At 71.4% G+C, this 15,671-nt stretch carries 17 protein-coding genes; 8 read left to right on the top strand and 9 right to left on the bottom strand.

The window, feature by feature from the left end:
- Positions 1 to 172: 172 nt before the first annotated feature.
- On the bottom strand, positions 173 to 1,450 hold the full coding sequence (locus tag ACZ6JT_RS24435) for a M6 family metalloprotease domain-containing protein (protein ID WP_469212838.1): 1,278 nt from the start codon (positions 1,448 to 1,450) through the stop codon (positions 173 to 175).
- 280 nt (positions 1,451 to 1,730) lie between these two features.
- Here ACZ6JT_RS24435 and ACZ6JT_RS24430 point away from each other — a divergent pair, with 280 nt between their 5' ends.
- The 4 genes from ACZ6JT_RS24430 to ACZ6JT_RS24415 all read left to right on the top strand — a co-directional run bounded on the left by ACZ6JT_RS24430 (position 1,731) and on the right by ACZ6JT_RS24415 (position 6,511).
- A complete protein-coding gene (locus ACZ6JT_RS24430) occupies positions 1,731 to 2,531 on the top strand; it encodes a TetR/AcrR family transcriptional regulator (RefSeq protein WP_469212837.1) in 801 nt (266 codons plus the stop codon).
- Positions 2,532 to 2,593: 62 nt separating this feature from the next.
- Positions 2,594 to 4,132, top strand: coding sequence for an MFS transporter (locus tag ACZ6JT_RS24425; RefSeq protein WP_469212836.1), 1,539 nt, complete (start codon positions 2,594 to 2,596; stop codon positions 4,130 to 4,132).
- Between the two features lie 107 nt (positions 4,133 to 4,239).
- The gene (locus ACZ6JT_RS24420; protein ID WP_469212835.1) at positions 4,240 to 5,049 is read left to right on the top strand and encodes a dioxygenase family protein; all 810 of its coding nucleotides are present in this window, start codon (positions 4,240 to 4,242) and stop codon (positions 5,047 to 5,049) included.
- 484 nt (positions 5,050 to 5,533) lie between these two features.
- Entirely contained in the window at positions 5,534 to 6,511 is a 978-nt protein-coding gene (locus ACZ6JT_RS24415; protein WP_469212834.1) for a sigma-70 family RNA polymerase sigma factor, read from the top strand.
- An 86-nt stretch (positions 6,512 to 6,597) separates the two neighbouring features.
- On the opposite strand, the gene ACZ6JT_RS24410 is transcribed toward ACZ6JT_RS24415, so the two are convergent.
- Entirely contained in the window at positions 6,598 to 7,563 is a 966-nt protein-coding gene (locus ACZ6JT_RS24410) for a helix-turn-helix transcriptional regulator (protein ID WP_469212833.1), read from the bottom strand.
- A gap of 63 nt (positions 7,564 to 7,626) precedes the next feature.
- Here ACZ6JT_RS24410 and ACZ6JT_RS24405 point away from each other — a divergent pair, with 63 nt between their 5' ends.
- On the top strand, positions 7,627 to 9,201 hold the full coding sequence (locus ACZ6JT_RS24405) for an MFS transporter (RefSeq protein ID WP_469212832.1): 1,575 nt from the start codon (positions 7,627 to 7,629) through the stop codon (positions 9,199 to 9,201).
- A gap of 75 nt (positions 9,202 to 9,276) precedes the next feature.
- Here the strand turns inward: ACZ6JT_RS24405 and ACZ6JT_RS24400 are convergent, their stop codons facing one another.
- The gene (locus ACZ6JT_RS24400) at positions 9,277 to 10,047 is read right to left on the bottom strand and encodes a DUF6227 family protein (protein ID WP_469212830.1); all 771 of its coding nucleotides are present in this window, start codon (positions 10,045 to 10,047) and stop codon (positions 9,277 to 9,279) included.
- A gap of 192 nt (positions 10,048 to 10,239) precedes the next feature.
- Between ACZ6JT_RS24400 and ACZ6JT_RS24395 the strand changes: the two genes are divergently transcribed.
- On the top strand, positions 10,240 to 10,881 hold the full coding sequence (locus tag ACZ6JT_RS24395; RefSeq protein WP_469212829.1) for a vitamin K epoxide reductase family protein: 642 nt from the start codon (positions 10,240 to 10,242) through the stop codon (positions 10,879 to 10,881).
- A gap of 93 nt (positions 10,882 to 10,974) precedes the next feature.
- Here the strand turns inward: ACZ6JT_RS24395 and ACZ6JT_RS24390 are convergent, their stop codons facing one another.
- A complete protein-coding gene (locus tag ACZ6JT_RS24390; protein ID WP_469212827.1) occupies positions 10,975 to 11,385 on the bottom strand; it encodes a rodlin in 411 nt (136 codons plus the stop codon).
- Positions 11,386 to 11,655: 270 nt separating this feature from the next.
- Here ACZ6JT_RS24390 and ACZ6JT_RS24385 point away from each other — a divergent pair, with 270 nt between their 5' ends.
- Positions 11,656 to 12,132: a hypothetical protein gene (locus tag ACZ6JT_RS24385; RefSeq protein ID WP_469212825.1), complete on the top strand. Its 477-nt coding sequence runs from the start codon at positions 11,656 to 11,658 to the stop codon at positions 12,130 to 12,132.
- 157 nt (positions 12,133 to 12,289) lie between these two features.
- Positions 12,290 to 12,529 carry a chaplin gene (locus ACZ6JT_RS24380; RefSeq protein ID WP_030706915.1) on the top strand — a complete coding sequence of 80 codons (240 nt, stop codon included), beginning with the start codon at positions 12,290 to 12,292 and terminating at the stop codon, positions 12,527 to 12,529.
- An 85-nt stretch (positions 12,530 to 12,614) separates the two neighbouring features.
- Here ACZ6JT_RS24380 and ACZ6JT_RS24375 read toward each other — a convergent pair whose 3' ends face one another.
- The 5 genes from ACZ6JT_RS24375 to ACZ6JT_RS24355 form a co-directional block, all read right to left on the bottom strand.
- On the bottom strand, positions 12,615 to 12,962 hold the full coding sequence (locus ACZ6JT_RS24375) for a hypothetical protein (RefSeq protein WP_469212823.1): 348 nt from the start codon (positions 12,960 to 12,962) through the stop codon (positions 12,615 to 12,617).
- Between the two features lie 195 nt (positions 12,963 to 13,157).
- Complete coding sequence (locus tag ACZ6JT_RS24370; RefSeq protein ID WP_469212821.1) at positions 13,158 to 14,285, bottom strand: chaplin; 1,128 nt, start codon at positions 14,283 to 14,285, stop codon at positions 13,158 to 13,160.
- Positions 14,286 to 14,404: 119 nt separating this feature from the next.
- On the bottom strand, positions 14,405 to 14,638 hold the full coding sequence (locus ACZ6JT_RS24365) for a chaplin (RefSeq protein ID WP_469212819.1): 234 nt from the start codon (positions 14,636 to 14,638) through the stop codon (positions 14,405 to 14,407).
- Between the two features lie 244 nt (positions 14,639 to 14,882).
- Positions 14,883 to 15,293 carry a rodlin gene (locus ACZ6JT_RS24360; RefSeq protein WP_469212817.1) on the bottom strand — a complete coding sequence of 137 codons (411 nt, stop codon included), beginning with the start codon at positions 15,291 to 15,293 and terminating at the stop codon, positions 14,883 to 14,885.
- A 118-nt stretch (positions 15,294 to 15,411) separates the two neighbouring features.
- Complete coding sequence (locus tag ACZ6JT_RS24355; RefSeq protein WP_469212815.1) at positions 15,412 to 15,666, bottom strand: chaplin; 255 nt, start codon at positions 15,664 to 15,666, stop codon at positions 15,412 to 15,414.
- Positions 15,667 to 15,671: the final 5 nt, after the last annotated feature.

The raw sequence follows: 15,671 nt of genomic DNA, 5'->3' as shown, positions 1-15,671 counted from the left end.
GGCCCTAGTCGATGCCGACGGCGACCAGCCCCGCCGCCAGCACGCCGACGAGCGCCGGACCCAGCGCCAGGGCGATCGGGTTCGGCGCGTTGGTGTCGGGGGCGTCGCGCGGCGCGAGGGGGGCCGATGATGGCGAGCGCGCAGGACGACAGACGCCCCGGCGGCCCACGGCCTACGGCCGCGTGATGCGGACCTGGTAACTGCCGTTGCGCAGCTGGCCCACCACCGAGACGCTGACGCCCGCCTTCTCGTCGGTGAAGGTCTCGCCCGGCCGGAACGGGGCGTCCGACAGCTCCGCGTGCACGTTGGGCCGGCGCGTGCAGCCGCCGCTCGCGCTCGCGCTGTCCGACACCGTGATCGGGCCGTGCCCGGTGTCCACGTCGGAGTCCACCTTGTAGACGAGGACCCCGGGCTTGCAGACGGCCTCGTCGTTCCCGGCCCGGGTCCGCACCTCCACCGCGTACCCGGCGCTCTCCGAGAGCGGGATGAAGGCCAGTTTCGTACCGCCCCGCACACCCAGCGGGGACAGGGTGTGGTCACTGGTGCCCGGCTTGGACGCGCAGCTGATCTGCGTGCTGTCCAGCCAGCCCAGCTTCCACTTGTGCCAGCCCATCAGGTCGTTGTTGGCGCCCCAGTCCTCGCTCATGATGTCCCAGTGCCCGACCGTGCTCCCGCCGTCGGCGGTGTAGAGGTCGGGCAGCCCGAAGACGTGCCCGTTCTCGTGCGGGAGCACCCGGTAGCCCGTCTCCCGGTAGGTCCCGGAGCCGTCGTCCTGCCGGCTGTAGACGAAGGACGTGTTGGCCAGCGGCACCCCGTCGGCGACGGGTGCCTCGCCGTTGCCCGAGAAGGTCACCGACAGGACGGTGTCCAGGGCGGACGGCCCGGCGTTCGGCGTGATCAGGATGTTGATCAGGTCGTACCGGCTGAAGTCCACCTCGGGGTCGGCGGCCTTCGCGATGTGCTCGACGAGCTGCCGGTAGCCGGGCTCGTACGGGGACCCGCGCTCGATCCCGTACGCCGCGAAGGGCATCGGCATCCGCAGCCAGGTGCTTATCGGGGCCTCGGGCCGGTAGGTGAGCCGACCGTACGAGCTGGTGCGGAACCAGTCGGCGGTCTGCGGGAAGAACTCCGCCAGCCGGTCCGCGGCCGCGCCCTCGCCCTTGGCGTCGGGGAAGTCGACCATCAGGTTCAGGGCGCGGACCTCGCCGGTGGAGCGCGAGTACCCGGGCGGGGTCGGCAGGCCCTCGGACATCTGCACGCCCATGGTGCCGGCGATCCGGCAGGGCGCGAGAGCCGATTCGACGGTCGTGGCCACCGGACCGGCCGCCGAGTGCCCGCGACTGGATATCCCGGTGCTCGCGGTCGCGGAGACGCCGAGGGCCAGCGCGGTCAGGCCGATGAACGCGCTGGTGCGGCGAGGCTTGCGTATCCGGTGGCGGGTCTGCGGCATGGAGATCGCCTTCGGGTCCGCGGCAGCCGGCCCTGTCCCGGACTGCGCTCTGTGCGATCACCCTCCGACGGGCGCGGCGCGCCCGCGCGTCGGGAGAGGCCGAACGTGCAAGGTGCTGTGACTCAGGTCACGCGGGGGAGTGAAATAACCGGGGACGGGTTCCCCGTTTGTACGTGAGTCCCGCAAAGCGGGGACCGGCTCCCCGTTTGGGTGGGCCGAACGAGCTGTCCGTACAGCGAACCGTCCGTACCGCGTGTCACCGTGCCAGGGAGGCCCCGGAATGAAGCGCCCCACCGCCACCGCTCCGGCGGCCCCGTCCGCCCGCGCGGCGGCCATGGACCTGGCCCCGGACCCGGCCGTGGACCTGGTCGTGGACCCGGCCCCGGCCGGGACCTCGAAGCCGGCGCGCGCACGGGAGGGGGCCGGCGCCCGCGGGACGGGCGCGTCCCGCGCCGGCGGCGTCCCGCGCCCTCGCGCCGACGCCGTGCGCAACCGCGAGCGGATCCTGACGGCGGCCCGCGAGGTCTTCGTGGAGTTCGGCTCCGCGGCCCCCTTCGACGAGGTGGCCCGGCGGGCCGGCATCGGCAACGCCACCCTCTACCGGCACTTCCCCGACCGCCCCACCCTCGTCCGGCAGGTCGTGCTCTTCGTGATGGACCGGGTCACCGCCTCGGCCGAGGCCTCCCTCGCCGAGGAACCGGACGCCTTCGCCGCGCTGTGCCGCTTCACGCACGCCGCGGCCGACGAGCGGATCGGCGCCCTGTGCCCGATGCTCGCCGAGGACTTCGACCGTGAACACCCCGAACTCCTCGCGGCCCAGACCGCCTTGCAGGCGGCCGTCGAGACGCTGCTGGCCACCGGCCAGGACGCCGGAGTGATCCGTACGGACATCGGCGTCGGCGACCTGATGGTCGCCCTGTCCCAGCTCAGCCGACCGCTGCCCGGCACCGCCTGCCTCGACACCGACCGCTTCGCCCACCGTCACCTCCAGCTCTTCCTCGACGGGTTGAGGGCTCCGGCCCGCTCCGAACTGCCGGGTTCGGCGGCCACTTTCGACGACCTCCGGCAAAAAACCATGTGACGCGCGCAAACCTCGCCAACTAGCCTCTTTCAGTCATTCCGCACAGTGAAGTGGGTACCTCCATGTCAAAAACAGCCGCGACACCGCCGCTGGCTGCCGATCCCAGCCGCTGGAAGGCACTCGTCTTCATAGCCCTGGCCCAGCTGATGGTCGTCCTCGACGCGACCATCGTGAACATCGCCCTGCCCTCCGCCCAGACCGATCTCGGGATCTCGGACGGCAACCGCCAGTGGGTCATCACCGCGTACGCGCTGGCATTCGGCGGACTGCTCCTCTTCGGCGGCCGCATCGCCGACAAGTGGGGCCGTAAGAACGCCTTCGTCGTCGGCCTCATCGGCTTCGCCCTGGCCTCCGCGCTCGGCGGCGCCGCGAACGGCGAGGCCATGATGCTCGGCGCCCGCGCCCTCCAGGGCGCCTTCGGCGCACTGCTCGCACCGGCGGCCCTGTCCCTGCTGGCGGTGATGTTCACCGACGCCAAGGAGCGCGCCAAGGCCTTCGGCATCTACGGCGCGATCGCGGGCGGCGGCGGCGCCGTCGGCCTGATCCTCGGCGGCTTCCTCACCGAGTACCTCAACTGGCGCTGGACCTTCTTCGTCAACATCCCCTTCGCGATCGTCGCGGCCGTGGGTGCCTGGATGGTCATCCGCGAGCCCGCCGGCGGCCGCAACCGCGCGCCGCTCGACATCCCCGGCGTGATCCTGTCGACCACCGGCCTCGTCGCCCTGGTCTACGGCTTCACCCGCGCCGAGTCGGCCGGCTGGTCGGACGCCCTCACCGTGACGATGTTCGTCGCCTCGGTGGTGCTGCTGGCGGCCTTCGTCCTCGTCGAGTCCAAGGTGAAGTCGCCGCTGCTGCCGCTGCGCGTCCTGCTGGAGCGCAACCGCGGCGGTGTCTACCTCTCGCTCGGCCTGGCCGTCATCGCCATGTTCGGCCTGTTCCTCTTCCTGACCTACTACCTCCAGGTCGTGAAGGGCTTCTCGCCGGTCAAGACCGGCTTCGCCTTCCTGCCGATGATCGCGGGCATGATCACGGGCTCCACCCAGATCGGCGCCCGCCTGATGACGCGGGTCGCGCCGCGCCTGCTCATGGGGCCGGGCTTCCTGCTCGCCGCCGTCGGCATGCTGCTGCTCACCCAGCTGGAGGTCGGGTCTTCGTACCCGGCGCTGATCCTGCCGGCGCAGTTGCTCCTCGGCCTCGGCATGGGCACGGCGTTCATGCCGGCCATGTCCCTGGCCACGCACGGGGTGAACCCGGCCGACGCCGGAGTCGCCTCCGCCATGGTCAACACCTCGCAGCAGGTCGGCGGCGCCATCGGCACCGCGCTGCTGAACACGATCGCCGCCTCGGCGACGACCGCGTACCTGACCGACCACGCGGCCGAGGCCGCGGCGGGCGGTCCGGCCGGGCAGCTGATCCAGGCGCAGGCCATGGTCGAGGGCTACGCCTCCGCCATCTGGTGGGCGGTCGGCATCCTGGTCGCCAGCTCGGCCATCGCCCTGACGCTGATCAACACCGGCCGTCCGAACGTCGGCGGTCCGGTGGCCTCCGGCGCCGGCGAGGGTGCGGACGCCGAGTTCAAGGTTCCGGTGATCGCCCACTGACGGCGGTGCCCGCACGGGAATGACTGACGACCCCGCTTGGTTCAAATTTGAACCAAGCGGGGTTAGTCTTTTCGGGCAGCCCTGTACCGACGACGGAGGAGCGCCCCATGACCCCGGCCACTGCAGCCCAGCCCCCCACGGCGCGGGGGACCCGCATGCCGGCGCTGTACCTCAGCCACGGGGCGCCGCCGCTCGCCGACGACCCGGTCTGGCCGGGCGAGCTGGCCGCCTGGTCCGCGCAGCTGCCCCGACCCACGGCGATCCTGATGGTCTCCGCCCACTGGGAGGAGGCCCCGCTCGCCCTCGGCGCCACCGAGCAGGTGCCGCTCGTCCACGACTTCTGGGGCTTCCCCGAGCACTACTACCGGGTGCGCTACGAGGCCCCGGGCGCCCCGCGGCTCGCCGCCTCGGTCCGGGCGCTGCTCAAGGCCCCCGGCACCCCGGTCCAGGACGTACCGGACCGCGGCCTCGACCACGGCGCGTACGTCCCGCTGGTGGAGATGTTCCCGGAGGCCGACATACCGGTGCTCCAGATCTCGCTGCCCACGCTGGACCCGCGCCGCCTGATGGACATCGGCCGCAAGCTGGCGCCCCTGCGCGACGAGGGCGTCCTCATCGTCGGCAGCGGCTTCTTCACCCACAACCTGGCCGCCCTGCGGCACGGCGGCGTCCCCGGCTGGTCCAAGGAGTTCGACGCGTGGGGGCACGAGGCGCTGGCCTCCGGCGACATCGACTCCCTGCTCGACTTCGAGAGCAAGTCCCCTTCGGGCCGCCTCGCCCACCCCCGCACGGAACACTTCGCCCCGCTCTTCGTCACCCTCGGCGCGGCCGAGGCCACCGGCGACCTCGCCACCCGCCGTGACCCGGTGGACGGCTTCTGGATGGGCCTCTCGAAGCGTTCCCTCCAGTTCGGCTAGCCCCGTCGACGGCGAACCCCTTCCAGCCGGTTTCGGAGCTGGTTCGGAGTTGGTTTCGAGGCCGGTTTCGGGCGGAACGCGTCACTTGTGGCGTATCCGGCCATTTCCTGGCGGCGCAGGCAACCAGAGGTCGTCGGGGACCGTCTTCAGGGTGGGAGTGCAGCAAGGGGCGGCGTTGTCCCGGAGTGACGGCCGTCTCACGGACGGAGAGGTCGTGGAGGTCCGTGGGCGCCACCGGACCGACCTCGGTTCCGGCCTGACCTGCACCTCTTCGGGTTTCCGCGGTATCCGGCCCCGTCTGGGGGCGGGGCAGGATACTGCAAGATCTCGAAAGAGAGGGAGCGGCGTGGGAATTCTGTCCCGATTCCAGTCGTTGTTTCCTTGAGAAGCGGGCACTCGGGAGAGTGTCCGAGGACGTACCACCCCGTCACGGTGGCCGTCCGGCAGCCGCACCGCGACCGAACTTCATCGCAAGGGAGCACGCATGGCAACCCGCGCCGTCGCCCGTCGTCAGTCCACGAGCAGCGCCCGCGCTGTGGGCGGGGAGATCGCAGACCGCGACCTGGTCGGCATGTACCTGGACGAGATCGCGCGCACCCCGCTGCTCGACGCCGCCAAGGAAGTGGAGCTCTCGCAGATCATCGAGGCGGGCGTCTACGCCCGGCAGATCCTCGACGGCGAGATAGACCGAGAGGGCGACTCCCCGGCACGCGAGGAGCTGGAGGCGCTCGCCGCCGAAGGCGAGCGCGCCAAGGAAATCTTCATCCGCTCCAACCTCCGCCTCGTCGTGGCCGTAGCCCGGCGCTACCCGCGCAGTGGCCTGCCCCTCCTCGACCTGATCCAGGAGGGCAACGCCGGCCTGGTCCGCGCGGTCGAGAAGTTCGACTACGCCAAGGGCTTCAAGTTCTCCACGTACGCCACGTGGTGGATCCGCCAGGCCATCACCCGCTCCATCGCCGACCAGTCCCGCACCATCCGTCTCCCCGTCCACCTGGTCGAGGAGCTGGGCCGGATCCGCCGGGTCCAGCGCGAGTTCAACCGCGAGAACGGCCGGGACCCGGAGCACGCCGAGATCGCCGCCGAGCTCGACACGACGGAGAAGCGCGTCGGCGACGTACTGGACTGGGCGCGCGACCCGGTCAGCCTCAACATGTCGGTCGACGACGAAGGGGACACGCAGTTCGGCGACCTCCTGGAGGACACGTCCGCGATCTCGCCCGAGCAGTCCGTGCTCTCGCTGCTGCGCAGCGAGGAGCTGGAGGAGCTCCTCGGCAAGCTCGACCAGCGCACCGCGTCGATCATCAAGATGCGGTACGGCATCGACGACGGCCGCGAGCGGACGCTGACGGAGGTCGGCAAGCAGCACGGCCTGACCCGCGAGCGGATCCGCCAGATCGAGAAGCACGCCCTGCTGGAACTGAAGCGGATGGCGCGCGACACCGGCTTTGACGCCGTGGCCTAGCACGGCCCGCAGCGAAGCCCCCTGTACGAGCCCCGGTGCCTATCCCCCCCAGGCGCCGGGGCTCCCTCATACCGGGGCGGTCCCGGCTAGGACGGGGCCGTCGCCGACGTGAGCCGCGCGGCCAGCGCACCGGCCGCGGCCCGAAGCGCCGCAGGCTCCCGCACGGTGAACGGCACCCCCGTCAGCGCCAGCCGCGCCGCCACCCACTCCGGGGCATCCGCGCTCTCGAAGCGCACCACGGTCACCACGGGCTCCCCGCCATCTCCCGGGAGGGCACCGTTGCGCAGCCACTCCGGCAGCTCCGTCGCCCCCGCGGCGAAGGCGACCTCCACCACGTACCGCTCCGCGCCCCGCGGCCCGAGCCCCCGCCGCACGAACTCCTCCGCGTCCACCGGCAGGGCCCGCGCCGCGAACCGCGCCCCCGTCGCGAAGGCCTCGGACACCCGGTCCACCCGGAAGGTCCGCCAGTCCTCGCGCTCCAGGTCGTAGGCGACGAGGTACCACCGGCTCCCCGTGCTCACCAGCCGGTACGGTTCCACCAGCCGCCTCGACTCGGCCCCGTCCCCCGCCCGGTAGGCGAACCGCAGCCGCTCCGGCCCCGCCACCGCCGACGCCATCACCGTCAGCGTCCGCGGGTCCACGCTCGCCCCGTCCCCCCGGGTCAGCGCGATGGTGGCCGACTGCAGTGCGCTGACCCGGTGCCGCAGCCGTGACGGCAGGACCTGCTCCAGCTTGGCCAGGGCCCGTACGGAGGCCTCCTCGACCCCCTCGATCGCGTGCCCGGCCCCGGCCCGCAGCCCCACGGCGATCGCCACCGCCTCCTCGTCGTCGAGCAGCAGCGGCGGCATCGCCGCGCCCGCCACCAGCCGGTAGCCGCCCTCCGAACCCAGCGTGGCCTCCACCGGGTAGCCGAGGTCCCGGAGCCGCTCGATGTCGCGCCGGATGGTCCGCGCGCTGACCCGCAGCCGCTGCGCCAGCTCGCTCCCGGGCCATTCGCGCGGGGTCTGGAGGAGGGACAGCAGGGACAGCAGCCGTGCCGGGGTGTCGGTCATGCGATCCAGGTTGCCAGCGAAATAGGACACCGACTGACCTACATGGCGTCTAGGTTTCTCTCCATGACCACCGAGACGCCCAAGGCATCGCCCGAAAGAGAGAACGGGCCCGTACGAGAAGAGCGGAACGACGTAGCCCACGACGCACCCAGTTCACCCGCCGACCGCCGCCGCTGGCTGGCGCTCGCCATCGTGATGACCGCGGCCTTCATGGACCTGGTCGACGTCACGATCGTCAACATAGCGATACCCAGCATGCGCGAGAACTTCGGCGCGTCCCCCAGCGCGATCCAGTGGATCACCGCCGGCTACGCCCTCGCCTTCGCCGCCGGCCTGATCACCGGCGGCCGTCTCGGTGACATCTACGGCCGCAAGCGCCTCTTCCTCCTCGGCATCGCCGGCTTCACCGCCGCCTCGCTGCTCTGCGGCATCGCCGCGAACCCGGGGATGCTCGTCGCCTCCCGCATCCTCCAGGGCGGCATGGCCGCGCTGATGGTCCCGCAGGTGCTGGCGATCATCCACGTCACCTTCCCGCCCCAGGAACGCGGCAAGGTCTTCGGCATGTTCGGCGCGATCGTGGGCCTCGGCGCCGTCTCGGGCCCCATGCTCGGCGCGCTGCTCACCGAGTGGAACCTCTTCGGCCTCGAATGGCGCCCGATCTTCCTGATCAACCTGCCCGTCGGCATCGCGGGTGTGATCCTGGGCCGCAAGTTCATCAGCGAGTCCAAGGCCCCCAAGGCCCTGCGCCTGGACCTCGTGGGCGTCGTCCTCGCCACCCTCGCCATGGTCATGCTGATCTTTCCGCTGACGGAGGGCCGCGAGAACGGCTGGCCACTGTGGGGCTTCGTCTGCATGAGTGCGGCGCCGTTCGTCTTCGCCGGCTTCATCGTCTACGAGAAGTACAAGATCAAGAAGGACGGCTCCCCGCTCGTCGAGCTCTCCCTCTTCAAGGTCAAGAGCTTCGCCGGCGGCATCGCCGTCCAGCTCACCTTCGGCATCGCGACCGGCATCTTCTTCCTGGTCTGGACGATGTACATGCAGATGGGCCTCGGCTGGAGCGCCCTGCGCGCCGGCACCACCGGCATCCCGTTCTCGATCGCGGTCTCGGCCGCCGCGGGCATCTCCGTCGGCAAGCTCGTCCCGCGGTTCGGCCGCAAGGTGCTCCAGGCGGGCGCGCTGATCATGGCCTGCGGTCTGCTCCTCTACATCTGGGAGTCGGAGCGCTACGGCATGGAGATCGCCTCCTGGCAGATGGCCGCTCCGCTGGTCCTCATGGGCATCGGCATGGGCCTGATCGTGGCCCCGCTCAACGACACCACGCTGTCCGAGGTGCCGCGCCAGGACGCCGGCTCGGCCTCCGGGCTGATCAACACCACCGGCCAGATGGGCAACGCGCTGGGCCTCGCCCTGACCTCCGTCGTCTTCTTCGGGCTGATGGACGACGACAAGGTCTACGGCCCGCCGTACGTCGAGGCCTTCCGCGGCGCGCTGTGGTGGGTCGCGGCCGTGCTGCTCGTGATCTTCGCGGTGATGTTCCTGCTGCCGCGCAAGCCGATCCCGATCGACCAGCGCGAGGGCGCCGCCGAGCACGCCGCCGAGCAGGGCGGCCCCGCCGCCGAGAAGATCCCGGTCGCCTAGGCCCCGTCCGTCCCTCGGCAAGGGACACCACGGACGTGCCCGCCCCTCATGGGCGGGCACGTCCGCAGACGGACGTCACCGCACGCGGGCGCGGTGCTCCATGGCTCCGCGCGCGGCCGCCTCGCTGTCGTACACCTCGCACATGTGCCGTCCGTCGGGCGTCGCCGTGTGTTCGACCTCCCAGAGGCTGACCTCGGTCCCGTCCAGGAGCACGAAGGCGTGCTCGTACAGGCTGAAGCCGGCGTCGCGCCCGTCCGTGAGGGACTGCCGGCCGCCGAACGCCTGCGTGATCTGGTGCGCGTACGCCGTTTTCAGTAACGCCGCCACCGGTTCGCCGGGCCGGTCGCCGTTCTCCGCGCGGCGCAGCACCCGCCGGGCGTGGTCGGCGGACTGCTCCACCGCGTACTCCCGGTGCCGCCGGGCCGGAGCCGAGGCCGCGAACAGCGCGCTCAGCGCCGCGACGTCGTTCTCCGGCTCCTCGTCGCCCGGCAGCAGCACCGGATCCGGGGCGGCGCCGGCGGAGGACTCGCCGAACAGCCGGGACACCGCCAGGCAGGTCTCCGCCTTGCTCGCGAAGACCTCGTGGCGGACCCTGCGGGCGCCCTCCGGCAGGTACGTCAGCTCCCACAGGGAGACCGAACCGCCGTCGGCCAGCAGATAGGTGTGCCGGTGGGTCTCCCGCCAGACCCCCGTCGCCGGGCTGTGGTGGGTCGTGTACAGCGAAGAGCTGTGGGCGAGCGCCGTGCCGAGGCGCTCGACCAACCTGTCGGGCAGGTCGAAGGAGTTGAGGGCGCGGCCGAGGAGTCGGTCGAGGTGCGCCTCGGTTGTCTCGTACGGATCGCTCAAGGTGGGTCTCCAGGCCGTCGCAGCTTGTCACTTCGCGGAAGCTCAACGTAACCCCTGGCTCTGACATCACGTCCGGGGTTCGGTAAAACGTCCGGGAAGCATCGGAGGTTCCCGCCACCCCTTCAGGTCAACTTGCGTACGGATGGGCATGGTTGGGCCCGATCTGTGCGGGAGCGCGGGACTATGGGCCACATGGCAACGAATACAGTGGGCGTCCCGCGCCAGCAGGGACGGCCCCGCAGTGGACACGAGGGCGAACAGGACACCCCGTCCGGGGGGTTGGCCTGGCTGCTGGCCCTCACCGGGGCGGCCGGGTTGCTGGCCTCCTGGGTGATCACCCTCGACAAGTTCCTCCTGCTGGAGGACCCGGACTTCAAGCCCGCGTGCAGCCTCAACCCGGTCGTCTCGTGCGGCAGCGTGATGCAGAGCGAGCAGGCGGCCGCCTTCGGCTTCCCCAACCCGATGCTGGGGCTGGTCGGGTACGCCGTCGTGGTCTGCGTCGGCGCGGGCCTGCTGGCCGGCGCCCGCTACCGCGGCTGGTTCTGGCTCGGACTGAACGCCGGCACCGCCTTCGGCGTCGGCTTCTGCACCTGGTTGATGGTCCAGTCGCTCTACGAGATCAACGCACTGTGCCTGTGGTGCTGCCTGGCCTGGCTGGCGACCCTGCTGATGTTCTGGGCGGTCACCGCGCACAACGTCCGTACGCGCGTCCTGCCCGCCCCCGGCCCGCTGCGGGGCTTCTTCGCCGAATTCGGCTGGGCTCCGCCCGCCCTGCACATCGGAGTGATCGGGATGCTGGTCCTCACCCGGTGGTGGGACTTCTGGACCGGCTGAACGCGGCCGGAACGCCGTGCCGCGCCGCGGCACGCACGAGGGCCCCGGCGGCTGGACGCCGCCGGGGCCCTCGTCGGTTTCCGCGAGCTGGGATCAGCTGCCGGCGGAGAGGTTGCCCGACAGGACCGGGATGTTGTCCAGGATGTGCGAGAGCGGCTCGTCGCCCTTGGCCTGGGTGGAGTTCTCGGTGCACTGCTGGTTCTGCGGGTTCGACAGGATCGGGATGTCCTGGACGCCGATGTTGAGCGCGGCGATCAGCGACTGGGCGTTGACCTTCGCCGGCAGGCCGATGCAGGGCTTGTTCAGGGTGCCCTGGACCAGGCTGAGCTGCGGGCTCAGGTCGCCGTGGGTCTTCTGGTTGCCGTAGATCTGCTGGGCACCGTTGCCGTTGACGGTGGTGACCCCGCCGTCGTTGCCGATGGCCATGGCCGGAGCCGCAGCGGCAGCGCCCGCACCGACGGCAACGGCGGAGACCGCGGCTGCGGTCATGAACTTCTTGAACATTTTGATCCTTTTTTCGCACGAGTGCCCGCTGATGGAGCGCCCTGGTCAACTGCCCTACCAGGGGGTTGGTTCCGCTCCTTCACTCAAACGGCCTGCGCCTGTCGAATTTTTCCCCGGCCCGGGTGAGTGGCCTGCGGACGCGTGCGCGAAGCCCGTACGCACCCCGCATGGGCCCAGGTTCCGGTTGCGCTCTGTAGGAGGTGTTCGCACGGTGGGTGAGGAAGCGGATCGCTCGGGTCCGTTTGTGTGCCCCCACCAGAAGGAACGCTCATGCACCGCACGAAGCCGTCCCGCGCCCGCCTCCTCGTCCCGTCGGCCCTCGCCGTCGTCATACTGTCCGGCGCGGCCGCCCCCGCGGGCGCCGCGGACGGTGGCGGTTCCGCGGCGCTGGACAGGAAGGTGGCCTCCGTCCGGCAGCAGGCCGAGAAGATCGAGCGGCGCGCCGCGGCCGCCGGTCCGATCGACGACCTGCTCGCCGGTCTCACCAAGACCCTCCAGGACCTCCTCAAGTCCGTGGGAGGCCTGCTGCCGCCGGGGGTGACACTGCCGCCGATCGAGCTGCCGAAGCTCCCGGAACTCCCGGACCTGGAGCTTCCCGACCTGTCCGGTCTCATCCCCGCGCTGCCCGCGCTGCCCGCAGTGCCCGCAGTGCCCGCCACCCCGGCGGTTCCGGCAACCCCGGCGGTCCCGGAGCTCCCCGCCATCCCCGAGATTCCGGAGATTCCGGACCTTCCCGCCCTGCCGTAGGGCGCGGAACCGACCGGGAACCTGCCGCATGGTTACGACAATTGAGCCGAACAGGTCTGATCGTGCGCGAGGCCGTGTCGTCATGGGAGGGTGGACCGTTTCGCTTGATGTGAGCCCCGGAATCGGGGCAGAACATCGAACAGAAGGTGCACTTCCCATGAACTCTGCCAAGAAGGCCGCCCTGGTCCTGGCCACCGCTGGTCTCGCTGCGGCCGGTGCCGCCGGCTCCGCCGCCGCCGACGCGCAGGCCGAGGGCGCGGCCGTGGGCTCCCCCGGCGTCCTGTCCGGCAACCTGCTGCAGGTGCCGGTGCACATCCCGGTCAACGTCTGCGGCAACACCGTGAACATCATCGGTGCGCTGAACCCCGCGTTCGGCAACCACTGCTTCAACGACTGACGTTCACCGCACGACCGACTGTGGGCGCCCCGGCCTCGCCGGTGGCGCCCACAGTCGTGTCGGTACGCGTTTCAGCCGGGGCGGTTCAGCCCTGGCCGCCGTTGAGCTTCACTCCGCCGAGCAGCGGGGACGCCTGGGTGGCGCCGTTCGCGAGGCCGAGCACCGTGCCGGGCACTTCGTTGCGGACCCTGTTGACCCGCTGGACCGTGTCCACGACCTTGTTCACGCCCTCGCCCTGCTCGGCCAGCGCGTTGCCCACCGTCTGCGGGGCCGACTCGGTGAACGGCCCGACGGCGTTCAGCGCCTCCGTCGCCCCGCTGGTCAGGCTCATGGGGGGCATCGCGGCCGGCGGCTCGGCGGCGAAGGCGGTGGCGGAGGCGCCGAGGGCGGCGACAGAGCCGGCGACGACAGCGGCGACCTTCGTGAGCTTCATTATCGAAATCCTCTTCTTTTTCGTGGGCAGCGGCGTCAGCGGCGACCGTCGCACCGCTTTCGCCCTGGGTAACGATTCCCCGCCGCTGCGGAAACGCGAACGCGTGCGCGGTCCGGAACGGATGCATGACAGCGGCCGGAGAATCCGACGAGGGATTCTCCGGCCGATATTTCTTCTGATTACCGGTATTGCCCGTCAGGCGATACGGGACCGCCGGTACAGAATGGCGCCGCCCAGGACGAGGGCCGTGGCGAGGGCCGCCGCGGCCGCGGGCTGACCCGCGCCGGTCTCGGCCAGCACGGGCGCGGTCACGTGCGCCGGAGCGGGGACGGGAGCGTGCGCCGGGACCGGCGCGGGGGCCGGAGCCGGAGCAGGTGCCGGGGCAGGCGCCGGGGGCAGGTGGACGGGGGCGTCACCGCCGGGGGCGGCCGGCGGCTGGTCCGCGGGAGGTACGACCTCGGGCGCCGGAGCCGGGTGCTCCACGGGCTGGCTCCCGTGCGGCGGCCGCGGCTCGGGAGCTTCGTCCACGACGGGCGCCGGGCCGGGCGCCGGCGCCGGGAGCGTGTGCGGGGCCTCCTCGGCGGGAGGCTGCGGCGCCGGGGCCTCGGGGGCGGGGGCCTCCTCGGCGGGCGGTGCCTCCTGGACCGGCTCCGGGGCGGGCAGCGGTGGGGGCTGCTCCTCCACGGGCTCCGGCATCGGGTGCGGCGCTTCGGGCGCGGGCGCGTGGTGCTCGGGCGGAGGCGGCGCGGACGCGTCGTGGTCGTCGCACTCCTCCTTGCCCTCCTCCTTGCCCTCCTCCTCGCCGGGGCCGCCGTAGCCGCCCTCGTGGCGGGGCTCCTCGTGGCGCGGCTTCGCGTGCCGGGGGCCCGCCGGGCGGGGCTCGTCGGGCCGGGACGCCTCGTGCCGGGCTTCCTCGTGGCGCGCTTCCTCGTGGCGCCGCGGCTCCTGGCGCTGCTCCGGCACCGTGTGCCGGCCACCGCGCTCCTCGAGGTAGCGCTCGAAGGCCTCGGCGTTCTCGGGGCTGAGGTAGCGCCCGTAGTCGTGGCCGTCGTGGGCGTGCGAGCCGGTGGAGGTGGCGCACGTGTTGCCCATCGCAGGGTTGAGCGCCGCACCGCCGTCCACGCTGTTGCCGCACACGTTCGGCGCGAAGGTCACGGGTACCGAGACGCTGTTGCCGGCCAGCACGCCCGGCGAATGCGAGACCTCGGCCGTCGCCCCGGGGTACGCGTACGCCGCGCCGGTCGCGATCGACAGCAGACTCGACGCCGCGGCCGCCGTGAGCATCCCCTTGCCCAGTACCTGTCGGCTCAGTACCTGTCGCATGGGTCCTTCCCTGTCTACCGGCGCTACGGCCGGTGCTGAATCGAAGGTGGCCTCGGAGTGCACCGCCGTGCACTCCGAGGCCACCCCGAGGAGGTTTGCCCTTGCGGGCAGGCGCTTCGTCAGGCGTTGACGCAGGTGTTGCCGAACGCGGGGTTCAGCAGCGCGATGATGTTCACGGTGTTGCCGCAGACGTTGACCGGGATGTGCACCGGTACCTGCAGCAGGTTGCCGGACAGGACGCCGGGGGAGCCCACGGCCTGGCCCACGGCGTCCGCGTCGGCCATGGCGGGGGAGGCTGCACCGACTGCCATCAGGGCGCCGGCGGCCAGCACCACTGCCTTCTTGTACGTCATTTTGTTTTCGATCCTTCCCGCAGAGGCGTATCCACTGCAGAATTAACAACGAGTGGCGAGGGGAAAAGAAACCGCAGATTTTCGGCGGGGGGCCGGCAATTCACTCCGATGCTCGGCGTGAATTCGGGGTGCCGGCGGATATGTGTCGCGAATTCCCGGGGCGGCGAAGCGCGAAGCCCGGCTTCACATGCGGCGAGGCCGCCGCGACCCGAAGGTGCGACGGCCTCGCTGGCGCGGCCCTCGGTCAGCTGCCCTGGGAGATGTTGCCGGACAGGACCGGGATGTTGTCCAGGATGTGCGAGAGGGCCTCGTCGCCCTTGGCCTGGGTGGAGTTCTCGGTGCACTGCTGGTTCTGCGGGCTGGACAGGACCGGGATGTCCTGGACGCCGACGTTGACCAGGGCCAGGACGGACTGGACGTTGGCCTTCGCGGGGAGCGCGATGCAGGGCTTGTTGAACGAGCCCTGGATCAGCGCCATCTGCGGGCTCATGTTGCCGTAGGTGGCCTGGTTGCCGTAGATCTGCGCGGCGCCGTTGCCCTGGACCGTGGTGACGCCGTTGTCGTTCCCGATCGCCATCGCCTGCGGCGCCATGGCGGCACCGATGCCCACGACCGAGGCGGCAACCGCGGCCGAGGCCATCATCTTCTTGATCATTGTCGTCCCTTTTTTGCAGGATTGCCCGGTAGTGGAGCACCCGGATCAACGGACCTGCCCCGGCTCGGGTTGCGTGCATTCACCCGGATGCAGCCGTTTCGGGCGGCGCGGTTGACGGTCAGGCGTTCACGCAGGTGTTGCCGAAGGCGGGGTTCAGCAGGGCGATCACGTTCACGGTCAGGCCGCAGGCGTTCACCGGAACGTCGACGGGCACCTGGAGCAGGTTGCCGGAGAGGACGCCGGGGGAGCCGCCGGTGAAGCCGTCGGCCGTCGCACCGTCCCCGCCGTTTGCGGAGGCGAGGCCCGCGCCGCCCACGAGCGCGGCGGCGCCCGCGAGGGCGACGGTGGCGCCGCGCACCAGCCCCTTCTTCATCTCCG

The organism is Streptomyces sp. NPDC046308 (genome assembly GCF_055588065.1).
This window is presented reverse-complemented; position numbering and strand designations above follow the sequence as displayed.